Source organism: Mycobacterium intermedium, from assembly GCF_002086275.1.
Taxonomy (GTDB): domain Bacteria; phylum Actinomycetota; class Actinomycetes; order Mycobacteriales; family Mycobacteriaceae; genus Mycobacterium; species Mycobacterium intermedium.
This window is the reverse complement of the sequence record NZ_MVHT01000133.1, coordinates 1-11,460: the sequence shown is the minus strand read 5'-3', so window position 1 is coordinate 11,460 and position 11,460 is coordinate 1. Positions and strand designations below refer to the sequence as shown.

The following is an 11,460-nucleotide window of genomic DNA, read 5'->3' as shown; positions in this document are numbered from 1 at the left end:
GGGGGGGGGGGGGGGGGGGGGGCCCCGCCCCCCCCGGGGGGGGGGGGGGGGGGCCCCCCCCCCCCCCCCGCCACCCCGGATGCCCGTGGGTCAACCGCAGCTCACCTTGATGTTGAAGTCCTTGGTGATCATTCCGGCCATCGGGTTCTTCAGGTCAGCGCCCTGCGCCTTACCGGTGATTGTGTAGGTTTTTCCTTCCACCGAGACGGTGGCCTCGCCGACGTTCTGGCCCATGCTGTTCGCGACGGACAGGGCGTTGCCGTCCACGACCATGGCCAGGGAGTCGACGGTTGGCGGGTTTCCGTCGGTCATCACCACGGCCAGTGCCTGCTGGCCGTTGTTGGTCCCGCTGCCGATGTTGATCTTGCCGCCCTGCTTGACGCAGGTGACCGATGCGGGGTCCACCCCGGCCAGTGGCGCGCCGCCCACCTCAACCTTGGTGGTCTTCTCCTTGCCGTCACCACCGCCGGCCGAAGACGGGCTGGCTGCGTGTCCGCCGCCACCGCCGCTCGAGCAGCCCACCAGTATCGATGCACAGCCAAGGGTTCCGATCGCGACCGCGATAGCTCGCTTCACTGGACTTCCTTCCGTCAGGCGGCGCCCCTTTGGCGTCGTCATGAGAAAAAGTACAGCCTGATCGCGGCGCTACCGATCCCAATTTATGGTTGCGTGGTGATTGACATCCGCCGCGAAGAATCGGTGACCGTCGTGACCCTGTCCGCGGGGCGGGTGAACGCCCTCGACGTCGAAGTTCTCGACGAGTTGACCGATGCCATCCGCCAACAGGCGTGGTCGGGTGCGGGCGCTTTGGTCATCACCGGTGCCGGCCGGGTGTTCAGCGCCGGTGTCGAACTTGACCGTGTGGTGCAGGGCGGATCCGAATACACCGACCGGCTGGTCCCTGCGCTGTCGAACGCGTTCGAGGCGGTGTTCGGCTACCCGGGGCCGACGGTGGCCGCGATCAACGGCGCAGCCATCGCCGGCGGGTGTGTGCTGGCGTGCGCCTGCGACCGCAGGCTGATCACCCCCGATGCCCAAATCGGTGCGGCGGAGGTGCGGGTCGGAGTGCCGTTCCCCGTCGCCGCTTTAGAGGTGATGCGCTACGCGTGCGGCGTCAGCGCCGACGAGGTGTTACTGGGCGGACGCAACTACCGCGGAGCGGAGGCGGTGGTCCGCGGCCTGGCCCACACCGTCGTCGCCGACGGCCTCATCGAGGCGGCCATTGCCGAGGCGGCCGATCTCGGTGGCATCCCGGCCGATGCGTACCAACACACCAAGGCCCAGCTGCGCGGGCCTACGTTGGCGCGAATCCATCAGTCCGAGGACATCAACCGCGAAGTTCGACAGCTTTGGGGCTCGGAGGAGACTCAGCGCGGCATCGCCGAGTATCTAGAGCGCCTGCGGCGGCGCTGAGGGACTATTCCTCGACGGCCACGCCACCGCGGGTGCGTCGACGGCGGTGCGAAGTCTTGCCGCTTGGTCGGCGGTTGCGCAAGGCGCGTGGTTCGTCGGCGGGCTTGGGCTTCCGGATCTCTTTGGTCGAGACTTCCTCGGTCACCGATTCCGGCTCGGACTCCAGTTCGGGCTTGGGCGCCGGCGCTTCGACGGTCTCGGCGGTCGCAGCCTGGACCGTTTCAGCTGCTTCGGTCTCCTCGACTTCTTGGGACGCCTCGACTTCTTCGGACGCCTCGACTTCTTCGGACTCCTCGGGCTCGTCGGTGTCTTCGAGCTCGTCGAGTTCGTCGGCCTCGTCAGCGTCCTTCTTCTTCTTGCGGTCCCGACGCCGCTGCTTGGGTTCCTTCACCTTGCGCGGTTTGGGCGGAGGCGGCGGCAGCTCGGCAATGAACGACAGGTAGAAGGCGAAAAACGCCAGGACCGCGATGGCGGCGGCTGCGCCGTAAATCGCGAACAACCACCGCCCGGCGCTGTCCACCTTGAACCATATTTCGCTGATCGCGGTGCCCACGATCAGCACCCCAGCCAGGACATGGCCGATGATCGACCAGGTCCTGATCGACAGCGCCAGTTGCGGGACACCGAGCTCAGGCTTGCGGGTGCGCAGCAGGTTGAAAACCACCGGCAGCGCGGCCAGACCGATCAACAGACCCGTGACGACCCGCAGGACCGTGCCCAGCGTTTCCGACGTGTCGCCAACCAACTCCGACCAGCGGGGCAGGACGAAAAAGAAGAAGAGGGCGCCGGCGCCGATTGAAAACGACGCGTGCCACAACGTGGCCAGCTTGCGCCCCATACCCCTCCTCAGGCCGGTGAGTCCGAGCCAGTCTAGCGGTGACCACAACCGTCACCGCGCTTACGCGGCCAGCCGGGCGCGCCCGTTCATACGGGCGACTAGTTGCGGAGGATGCGGGATTTGAACCCGCGAGGGCTGTTAACCCAACCCGCGTTCCAGGCGAGCGCCATAGGCCACTAGGCGAATCCTCCGTGGCCATGGTAGCGGCTACTTGCCCGCTGACGCTTCCAACCCGGGTATTACACTCTCGTTGGACCCCGCGCGGCGTTTATCCTGTGAACTCCCCCAGGGCCGGAAGGCAGCAAGGGTCAATGGGCTCTGTCGGGTGCGCGGGGTCCCCTTAGTCGGGGACCGCAGAGCCAGTATTCAAGCGTCGGACCGAAAGGCCGTGTGGTGGCGTTCGATTCCCTGAGTCCTGAAGAGCTAACCAAGCTGCATGCGCGTCATCAGCAGGATTATGCAGATCTGCAGGCCAAGAAGCTGTCCCTGGATCTCACCCGCGGCAAACCCGCCGCGGAACAGCTGGACCTGTCCAACCAGCTGCTGAGCCTGCCCGGCGACGACTATCGCGACCCAGAAGGCGTCGACACCCGCAACTACGGCGGCCTGCACGGCCTGCCGGCACTGCGGGCCATCTTCGGCGAGCTGCTCGGCATCCCGGTGCCGAACTTGATCGCGGGAAACAACTCCAGCCTGGAGCTGATGCACGACCTGGTCGCCTTCTCGATGATCTATGGCGGGGTGGATTCGCCGCGGCCGTGGAAGGACGAACCCAGCGTCAAATTCCTCTGCCCGGTACCCGGATACGACCGCCACTTCGCCATCACGGAATCGTTGGGCATCGAGATGATTCCGGTCCCCATGCTGCAGGACGGGCCGGATGTGGATTTGATCGAAGAACTGGTCGCCGTCGACCCGGCCATCAAGGGGATGTGGAACGTACCGGTCTTCGGCAACCCCACCGGCATCACCTATTCCTGGGAAACCGTGCGCCGGCTCGTTCAGATGCGCACGGCGGCGCCCGACTTCCGCCTGTTCTGGGACAACGCCTACGCGGTGCACACGCTCACCCACGACTTCATCCGCCAGGTCGACGTCTTGGGGCTGGCCGCGAAGGCGAACAACCCCAACCGGCCCTACGTCTTCGCGTCCACGTCGAAGATCACCTTCGCCGGCGCCGGTGTCAGCTTCTTCGGCGGATCGCTGGGCAACATCGCGTGGTATCTGCAGCACGCGGGGAAGAAGTCGATCGGCCCGGACAAGGTCAATCAGCTCCGTCACCTGCGCTTCTTCGGCGATGCCGACGGCGTGCGGCTGCACATGCAGCGCCACCAGCAGATCCTGGCGCCCAAGTTCGCCTTGGCGCTCGAAATCCTGGACAAGCGGCTGAGCGATTCCAAGATCGCGTCGTGGACGGAACCCAAAGGCGGCTACTTCATCAGCCTCGACGTGTTGCCCGGCACGGCGCGCCGCACTGTCGCGCTGGCCAAGGATGCCGGTATCGCGGTCACCGAGGCGGGCGCGTCGTTCCCGTACCGCAAGGACCCGGACGACAAGAACATCCGGATCGCGCCGACGTTCCCCTCCTTGCCGGACCTGCGCGACGCCGTCGACGGATTGGCGACGTGCGCCCTGTTGGCGGCTACCGAGTCGGTGCTCGAGCCATCACCGAGCGCGCCTTGAGGGCGATCCTCGGAATTGACTCTGCGCTGATGGCGGAAAAGTGCGAGTGCGGTGCGCCCTCAGCGCAGAGTCAACGCCAAACCGGTAGGCGTCACCCCGCGTCGGTAGCCTGCTGACGTGGCTCTGTACCGCAAGTATCGACCGGCGACCTTCGCCGAGGTGGTGGGGCAGGAGCACGTCACCGAACCGCTGTCCATCGCGCTGGAAGCCGGCCGGATCAACCACGCGTACTTGTTCTCCGGACCGCGCGGCTGCGGGAAGACATCGTCAGCGCGGATTCTGGCACGGTCGCTGAACTGCGCGCAGGGACCCACCGCCACGCCGTGCGGTGTCTGCGACTCCTGTGTGGCGTTGGCGCCCAATGCTCCCGGCAGCATCGATGTGGTCGAACTCGACGCGGCGAGCCACGGCGGCGTGGATGACACCCGCGAGCTGCGGGACCGCGCGTTCTACGCGCCCGCACAGTCGCGCTACCGGGTGTTCATCGTCGACGAGGCGCACATGGTGACCACCGCCGGGTTCAACGCACTGCTGAAGATCGTGGAGGAACCCCCGGAACATCTGATCTTCATCTTTGCCACCACCGAGCCCGAGAAGGTGCTGCCGACCATTCGGTCACGTACGCATCACTACCCGTTCCGGCTATTGGCGCCGCGCACCATGCGCACCTTGATCGGTCGCATCTGCGAGCAGGAGGGTGTCGTCGTCGACGACGCGGTGTATCCCCTGGTGATCAGGGCCGGCGGCGGGTCGCCCCGCGACACCCTTTCGGTGCTGGATCAGTTGGTGGCGGGCGCCGAGGGGTCGCACGTCACCTACCAGCGGGCGTTGGGGCTGCTCGGTGCCACCGATGTTGCGCTGATCGACGACGCGGTCGACGCGCTCGGCGCCGGCGATGCGGCCGCCTTGTTCGGGGCGGTCGAGTCGGTGATCGACGCCGGGCACGACCCGCGTCGCTTCGCCACCGACCTGCTGGAGCGCTTCCGCGACCTGATCCTGTTGCAGGCGGTTCCCGATGCGGCATCCCGTGGCGTGGTGGACGCGCCGGAGGACGTGCTCGACAAGATGCGCGAGCAGGCGGCGCGTATCGGACCGGCGACTCTGACGCGATACGCGGAGGTGGTTCAGGCCGGCTTGGGGGAGATGCGCGGTGCGACCGCCCCCCGGTTGCTGCTGGAAGTGGTGTGTGCGCGGCTGCTGTTGCCGTCGGCCAGCGACGCCGAGTCGGCGTTGCTGCAACGTGTCGAGCGGATTGAGAAGCGGCTGGATATGTCGATTCCCGCAGCAGCTCCGAGCACGGCACCGGCCGCAGCTGCGAGCGCGGTGGCCGAACCAGCGCCGGCGCCGCGTCGCGCGCCGGCACGCGAGTCCGCGCCCGCACGCGAGAGCGCGCCGCCGCCCGCGGCTCATCGGGAGCCTCCTGCCGCGTCCACAGCACCACCGGAACCGCCACCACCACCGGAACCAGCCGCCGCGCCGGGCGAACTCAGTGCGGCCGCGGTGCGGACGATGTGGCCCACGGTCCGCGAAAAGGTCCGCCAGCGCAGCCGGACCACCGAGGTCATGCTGGCCGGCGCCACCGTCCGGGCCCTCGAAGGCAACACCCTGGTGCTGGCTCACGAGTCGGCGCCGCTGGCCAAGCGGCTGTGTGAACAACGCAATGCCGACGTCATCGCCGAGGCTCTCAAGGATGCGCTCGGCGTCAACTGGCGGGTGCGGTGTGAAACCGGCTCCGGCGAGCCCGTCGGAAACGCGCCGGCCCCCAAGCGCGAAGAACCCCGCCCGGAAGTCGATGCGGCTCGTCGCGCCGAAGAAGAAAGCATGCTGGCCGAAGCGGGACGCAGCGACCCGGCGGCCCCGCGGCGCGACCCTGAAGAGGTCGCCCTGGAATTGCTGCAGAATGAGCTGGGCGCCCGCCGCATCGACGGCTAGGCCGGTCAGCCCGGCCATCGGGCTACGGCGTCCACCAGGGCCGCAGCGGCAACCCGTCCTCGCCCCAGGTGTCGACGTTGGCGGCCAATACGTGATGCAGCTGAATGTTGTTGCGTTCGAACGCCACTCGCGATGCCGCCATGTACAAGCCCCACACCTTGGCGATCGGTAGCCCGACCTCGACCACCGCTTCCTCCCAGTGCTCGACGAGGTTGCGCCCCCAGTCACGCAGCGTCATCGCATAGTGGTGCCGGAGGTTTTCCTCGTGCAACACCTCGAAGCCGACTTCCTGGATCTCGGTGATGATGCGTCCCGAGCCCGTCAGCTCGCCGTCGGGAAAGACATAGCGGTCGGTGAAACCGCCCCCGAACGGCGTCGAAGTGTTGTCATGCCGGGTGATGCAGTGATTGAGCAGCAGCCCGCCGGTGCGCAATTTGGACTTGAGGAACGCGAAATAGCGCGGGTAGTTCTTGACGCCGATGTGCTCGGTGAGTCCGATCGAGGAAACCGCGTCGAAGCCCGTCTCCGGTACATCGCGATAGTCGCAATGCCGCACCTCGGCCAGGTCCGCGAGCCCTTCGTCCTCGATCGCCTGCTGCGCCCACTTGGCCTGCTCGGCCGACAAGGTGGCACCTATGGCGCGGACGCCACGCCGCGCCGCGTAGCGCACCATGCCGCCCCAGCCGCATCCGACGTCGAGCAACCGGTCACCCGGTTGTAGCCGCAGCTTGTCGAAGACCAGCCGGTACTTGTTTTCCTGGGCCTCTTCCAGCGTCGCGTCGGGTGTCGGGTAGACCGCGCAGGTGTAGGTCATCGACGGGCCGAGGACCCACTCGTAAAAGGTGTTGGAGACGTCGTAGTGGTGGTGGATGACGTCGGCGTCGCGGGTTTTGCTGTGCCGTAAGCCCTCGGCGACCCGGCGCCACCGCGGCGGCGTTTCCTGAGGTGGCGGCGCGACCGGCAGCAGGTGCTCCACTCCGATGGACCGCACCACATTCGCCAGCACCCGCAGGGACGGCCTCTTGAACTGGACCCGGTCGGTCAACGCCATCAGCAGGTCGTAGAGATCTCCGGGGTGTACCCCGTGCGTTTGCAACTCGCCGGACACGTAGGCCCGTGCGATGCCGAGTTCCCCGGGGGCAGTCGCCAGGTAGGTCGCGCCGCGCGGGGATTTGAGTTCGAGTCCCAACGGGGCGTCTTCTTTGCCGGCGACGCTGCCGTCGTAGGCAGTGAACTTCAGTGGTTGTTCCCCCGCGGCGGTGAAGATCTTCAGAACCTCCGCCATGCTCAGCCGGGGGCCTAACGGGTTGGTGGGCGCAGTCACTGTCATCGTCGTTGCACCGCCTTTTCGTACAGAGTTAACAGACGGGAATCGGGGTCGTAAGTCTTCTTCACGGTGTTGTAAGACTCCCCGCCGTAGAGCGCGTCAAACTCCTCGGGGGAGTAATAAGAGTCCGAGTACAGCGACTTGTGACCGTCGAGTTCGCTCACCTTGTTCTCGATCTTGCGGTTGGTCTCACCCTCGGTGGCACCCGCCGGCACCGACGACCAGAATCCGATGTTGATGTACGTGTGGTCCGGTCGGATCGGGTACAACGGCCAGCCTTGGTGGTCGCGCAGTCGCAACGGGCACAACCAGATTGGCGTGACGGGCACGGTTTCGAGGAACCAGTCGAGGAACTCGCCTGCCCGTTCGATCGGTAGCTCGACGTCTTGCACCACCCGCTCGCGTGGGGGACGGCCGTTGCGCTTTTCGATCCGGTCGGAGATAGCGAACCGTTGATCCAGGGCTACCAGCTTCCAGTAGAAGCTGCTGCGCCGGTAGCGGCGCGGCCACCATCGCCGCACCCGCGGGTTCTGCGCGCCGAACGCGCGTGAGCACCAGAACCAGTCGGTGTCCCAACGCCAGAAGTAGTCGTGAATCGTCAGCCGGTCGTCCCTGATCCCGGTGTCATGCCGGATCGACTGGTAGTAAATGTCTTTGCCGGTGTAGTCGCTGACCGGCCCCGGGGTGATGGTCCGGATGCCCAGGCACAGGTAGCTCTCGTCGGCGCTGAACACCACTCCGTCGAGGTAATCGACCGGGACGCCGTCGTATCCACCGGTGTCGACGACCCGTTCCAGTTGCGTGATGAGTGCGTCCACCGAGTGGAATCGGACATGTCGCAGCGTCACGAACGGCTTGATTGGCTCCAACAAGATTTTTACTCGTGTTGAATATCCAAGCGTTCCATAGGAATTAGGAAACGCGCGGTACAAGTCGGGGTACTCGTCGGCGGATACGGTGAGCAATTCGCCTGCGCCGGTGAGGATATCCATCTCCAGCACCGATTCGTGTGGCAGGCCGTTGCGAAACGATGCCGACTCGATGCCCAAGCCGCTGACGGCGCCGCCGATGGTGATGGTCTTCAATTGCGGAACCACAAGTGGCGCAAGGCCGTAACGCAGCGTCTCGGCCACCAGCCGCTCGTAGGTGCACATGCCGGCGACGTCGGCGGTACGGGCATCGGGGTCGACGCCCAAAACGTCGGTCAGCCCCGACGTATCAAGGCCGCGCACACCGCTTTTGGCGCGAGCGCGGAACAAATTCGAGGTGGGCTTGGCGAGTCGTACCGGCGCAGTCGGCGGGATGGATCGATAACTTGCGCGCAAACGCTCTACAGCTGCAGTGTGAGCTGACTGTGCGGATCCAGGGACAGCCACCACAGATATCCTAGTCGTCGACATCCGACCGTGCAGTGCGGACTTTTCTGCCAGACACGGAGTAACCAGAAGGAGTTGCGCCTAATGGGACAGGTGAGCGCAGCCAGCACGATCTTGATCAACGCTGAGCCCGCGGCCGTGCTTGAAGCAGTGGCCGACTACGAGACCGTCCGCCCCAAGATCCTTTCGTCGCACTACAGCGATTACCAGGTCCTCGAGGGTGGTCACGGGCAGGGCACGGTGGCGAAATGGCGACTGCAGGCCACCGAATCGCGGGTGCGCGACGTTCAGGCCAGCGTGGACGTGGCCGGTCACACGGTGATCGAGAAGGACGCGAACTCGTCCCTGGTGACGAACTGGACGGTCGCTCCCGCGGGGCCTGGATCCAGCGTCACCGTCAAGACGTCCTGGAACGGGGCGGGCGGCATCAAGGGATTCTTCGAGAAGACATTTGCGCCGCTGGGGCTGAAGAAGATCCAGGGCGAAGTGTTGGCCAACCTGAAGAAAGAGCTGGAAAGCTCCTCGGGCTAGCGCGTCTGGGCCTGGGTGGCCAGAAAGCCCGCGACGCCCTTGACCAGTGCTTCGGCATACTTCTGCCGGCCCTCGGCGGACTCCATCAGCGCCGAGTCGGCGGGGTTCTTCATGTTGCCCAACTCGACCAGGACCGACGGATACTGCGCGAGGTTGAGCCCGGCCAGGTCCGAGCGCCCGTACAGGCCGCCTTGGCCGATGTAGTTGGCCGGGGGGAGGCCCGATGCCTGCAGCTGATCGCGCATCACCCGGGCGAACTGCACCGACGGTCCGGACTGCGCCGCGTTAAGCGGCGGGGATGAGTAGTTGACGTGGAATCCGCGGCCGGTCGCCGGGCCGCCGTCGGCGTGCAGACTGACGATCGCGTTGGGACGCAGCGAATTGGCCATGTTGGCGCGCTCGTCCACGCAGGGACCCAGCGCGTTGTCGTTACCGCGCGACATGGCGGTCCGCACGCCGAGCGCGCTGAGGGCGGCGCGCAAGCGCAGTGCCGTGTCCCAGGTGAAGGTGTGTTCCGGGTAGCCGCTGTTGGTTGACGTCCCGCTGGCCTGGCAGTCCTTGGTGCCGCCGCGGCCGGTGGGCACTTGGCGGCTGATGGATGCGTCGTTGGCGCCATTGTGGCCGGGGTCGATGAATACGACCATGCCGGCGATGTTGGAAGGGGCGGCGGTTGCTGCCGGGATGCTGGGTGTCCCGGCCGCGACAAGCGCCCCGGCCGCCATTGCCACCCCGACACGAAGGCCAACTCGTAGGTCCACGGCGCCAAGGTAGCGCGGCGCCGTCTACGCTTGAGGTTTCAAATCGCCGACAACCGCAGGCGAAACCAACTCGAGACCAAGATGCGAGGGGACTGTCATGCAACCCGGAGGCGATATGTCGCAACTGCTCGCACAGGCGCAGCAGATGCAACAAAAGCTACTGGAAGCCCAGCACCAACTGGCGAACTCGGTAGTGCACGGTTCGGCTGGCGGTGGCCTGGTCAAGGTTGAGGTCAAGGGCAGCGGCGAGGTAGTCGGGGTGACGATCGATCCCAAGGTCGTTGATCCCAGCGACATCGAGACCTTGCAGGACTTGATCGTCGGCGCGATGCGCGACGCCTCGCAGCAGGTCACCAAGATGGCGCAGGAGCGTCTGGGGGCGTTGGCCGGGGCGATGCGTCCGCCGGCCCCGCCTGGGGCGCAGCCGGGGCAACCGGGTGTGCCGCCGGGTGGCCCGGGTGCGCCGCCGGTCCCGCCTGGGCCGAGGCCGGGCGGTCCTGGCCCCGGCCTGGGGGTCTGACCCGCCCTGACACTTGCGCCAGCATGTTTGAAGGACCCGTTCAGGACCTGATCGACGAACTCGGCAAGTTGCCGGGCATCGGCCCCAAGAGCGCGCAACGCATCGCGTTCTACCTGTTGTCGGTGGAGCCGCCGGAGATTGACCGGCTGGTGGCTGTGCTCGGCAAGGTTCGCGACGGTGTGCGGTTTTGCGTGGTGTGCGGCAACGTTTCCGACGACGAGCGATGCCGGATTTGTTCTGACGCGCGTCGAGATGCGTCGGTGGTGTGCGTGGTCGAAGAACCCAAGGATATTCAGGCCGTCGAGCGCACCCGTGAATTCCGCGGCCGCTACCACGTGTTGGGTGGGGCGCTGGACCCGTTGTCCGGAATCGGGCCGGATCAGTTGCGCATTCGGGAGTTGCTGACTCGGATAGGCCAGCGCGTTGACGACGTCGACATCACCGAGGTGATCATCGCCACCGACCCCAATACCGAGGGTGAGGCAACGGCGACCTATCTGGTGCGGATGCTGCGCGACATCCCCGGGTTGACCGTGACCCGGATCGCGTCTGGGCTTCCCATGGGTGGCGATCTGGAGTTCGCCGACGAATTGACGCTTGGTCGCGCCCTAGCGGGCCGTCGCGTGCTCGTCTGACTTCTGGCGTCTCGCTTTGGCCGGCGAGATTGCGGCCATGGTTGTGGTCGGTGCCCGCGGCGCAGCCCTCACGGCAATCTGGGTGGGCGGCGGGTGGGCGTCGGCCGGGCGGCGGCCGGCGAGATTGCGGCCATGGTTGTGGTTGGTGCTCGAGGAGCAGCCCTCACGGCAATCTCGGTGGGCGGCGGGTGGTCGCGGTGGGCGGCGGCCGGCGAGATTGCACCCATGGTTGTGGTTGGTGCTCGAGGAGCAGCCGTCACGGCAATCTCGGTGGGCGGCGGTGGGCGCTGGTGGGCGGCGGCCGTCGAGATTGCACCCATGGTTGTGGTGGGTGCCCAGGGCGCAGCCGTCACGGCAATCTCGGTGGGCGGCGGTGGGCGCTGGTGGGCGGCGGCCGCGGAATTCACGGGTGCGCTCGACGGCCTGAATATCCTTGGGTTCTTCGAC

General features: G+C 66.4%; 11 protein-coding genes, 1 tRNA gene, 1 other RNA gene and 1 pseudogene. 8 read left to right on the top strand and 6 right to left on the bottom strand.

What is annotated here, in order from left to right:
- Nucleotides 1–90 precede the first annotated feature (90 nt).
- Nucleotides 91–576, bottom strand: coding sequence for a lipoprotein LpqH (locus BST27_RS32700; protein WP_069417932.1), 486 nt, complete (start codon nucleotides 574–576; stop codon nucleotides 91–93).
- Between the two features lie 96 nt (nucleotides 577–672).
- Between BST27_RS32700 and BST27_RS28210 the strand changes: the two genes are divergently transcribed.
- On the top strand, nucleotides 673–1,413 hold the full coding sequence (locus BST27_RS28210; RefSeq protein ID WP_069418040.1) for an enoyl-CoA hydratase/isomerase family protein: 741 nt from the start codon (nucleotides 673–675) through the stop codon (nucleotides 1,411–1,413).
- 4 nt (nucleotides 1,414–1,417) lie between these two features.
- On the opposite strand, the gene lucA is transcribed toward BST27_RS28210, so the two are convergent.
- Nucleotides 1,418–2,251, bottom strand: a complete 834-nt coding sequence (gene lucA / locus BST27_RS28205; protein ID WP_069417933.1) for a lipid uptake coordinator LucA — start codon at nucleotides 2,249–2,251, stop codon at nucleotides 1,418–1,420.
- 105 nt (nucleotides 2,252–2,356) lie between these two features.
- Nucleotides 2,357–2,442 (bottom strand) — tRNA-Ser (locus BST27_RS28200).
- Between the two features lie 57 nt (nucleotides 2,443–2,499).
- On the opposite strand from BST27_RS28200, the gene ffs reads away from it, so the two are divergent.
- From ffs to BST27_RS28185, 3 genes are all read left to right on the top strand, one after another.
- Nucleotides 2,500–2,596: signal recognition particle sRNA small type (ffs, locus tag BST27_RS28195), an RNA gene on the top strand.
- Between the two features lie 48 nt (nucleotides 2,597–2,644).
- A complete protein-coding gene (locus BST27_RS28190; RefSeq protein WP_139805422.1) occupies nucleotides 2,645–3,934 on the top strand; it encodes an aspartate aminotransferase type Ic in 1,290 nt (429 codons plus the stop codon).
- 117 nt (nucleotides 3,935–4,051) lie between these two features.
- Nucleotides 4,052–5,866: a DNA polymerase III subunits gamma/tau gene (locus BST27_RS28185; RefSeq protein WP_069417935.1), complete on the top strand. Its 1,815-nt coding sequence runs from the start codon at nucleotides 4,052–4,054 to the stop codon at nucleotides 5,864–5,866.
- 22 nt (nucleotides 5,867–5,888) lie between these two features.
- Here the strand turns inward: BST27_RS28185 and BST27_RS28180 are convergent, their stop codons facing one another.
- Nucleotides 5,889–7,196 (bottom strand): class I SAM-dependent methyltransferase, encoded by a 1,308-nt coding sequence (locus tag BST27_RS28180; protein WP_197518071.1) that lies wholly within the window; start codon nucleotides 7,194–7,196, stop codon nucleotides 5,889–5,891.
- A complete protein-coding gene (locus tag BST27_RS28175; protein ID WP_372515473.1) occupies nucleotides 7,193–8,572 on the bottom strand; it encodes an FAD-binding oxidoreductase in 1,380 nt (459 codons plus the stop codon). The genes BST27_RS28180 and BST27_RS28175 overlap by 4 nt, the downstream gene beginning before the upstream one ends.
- An 81-nt stretch (nucleotides 8,573–8,653) precedes the next feature.
- On the opposite strand from BST27_RS28175, the gene BST27_RS28170 reads away from it, so the two are divergent.
- Entirely contained in the window at nucleotides 8,654–9,100 is a 447-nt protein-coding gene (locus BST27_RS28170; RefSeq protein ID WP_069417938.1) for an SRPBCC family protein, read from the top strand.
- On the opposite strand, the gene BST27_RS28165 is transcribed toward BST27_RS28170, so the two are convergent.
- Nucleotides 9,097–9,858, bottom strand: a complete 762-nt coding sequence (locus BST27_RS28165; RefSeq protein ID WP_197518072.1) for an Rv3717 family N-acetylmuramoyl-L-alanine amidase — start codon at nucleotides 9,856–9,858, stop codon at nucleotides 9,097–9,099. The two genes, BST27_RS28170 and BST27_RS28165, sit on opposite strands and share 4 nt — an antisense overlap.
- Before the next feature lie 97 nt (nucleotides 9,859–9,955).
- On the opposite strand from BST27_RS28165, the gene BST27_RS28160 reads away from it, so the two are divergent.
- The 3 genes and pseudogenes from BST27_RS28160 to BST27_RS28150 all read left to right on the top strand — a co-directional run.
- Nucleotides 9,956–10,378: a YbaB/EbfC family nucleoid-associated protein gene (locus BST27_RS28160; protein WP_069417940.1), complete on the top strand. Its 423-nt coding sequence runs from the start codon at nucleotides 9,956–9,958 to the stop codon at nucleotides 10,376–10,378.
- A gap of 23 nt (nucleotides 10,379–10,401) precedes the next feature.
- Nucleotides 10,402–11,013 carry a recombination mediator RecR gene (recR, locus tag BST27_RS28155; RefSeq protein ID WP_069417941.1) on the top strand — a complete coding sequence of 204 codons (612 nt, stop codon included), beginning with the start codon at nucleotides 10,402–10,404 and terminating at the stop codon, nucleotides 11,011–11,013.
- 93 nt (nucleotides 11,014–11,106) lie between these two features.
- A pseudogene (locus BST27_RS28150) lies at nucleotides 11,107–11,460 on the top strand (hypothetical protein); the annotation flags it as partial.

Bases quoted from the DNA above. Each gene is read 5' to 3' on its own strand.
- lucA (WP_069417933.1), bottom strand. From the start codon at position 2,251: ATGGGGCGCAAGCTGGCCACGTTGTGGCACGCGTCGTTTTCAATCGGC.
- BST27_RS28180 (WP_197518071.1), bottom strand. From the start codon at position 7,196: ATGACAGTGACTGCGCCCACCAACCCGTTAGGCCCCCGGCTGAGCATG.
- BST27_RS28170 (WP_069417938.1), top strand. From the start codon at position 8,654: ATGGGACAGGTGAGCGCAGCCAGCACGATCTTGATCAACGCTGAGCCC.
- BST27_RS28160 (WP_069417940.1), top strand. From the start codon at position 9,956: ATGCAACCCGGAGGCGATATGTCGCAACTGCTCGCACAGGCGCAGCAG.
- recR (WP_069417941.1), top strand. From the start codon at position 10,402: ATGTTTGAAGGACCCGTTCAGGACCTGATCGACGAACTCGGCAAGTTG.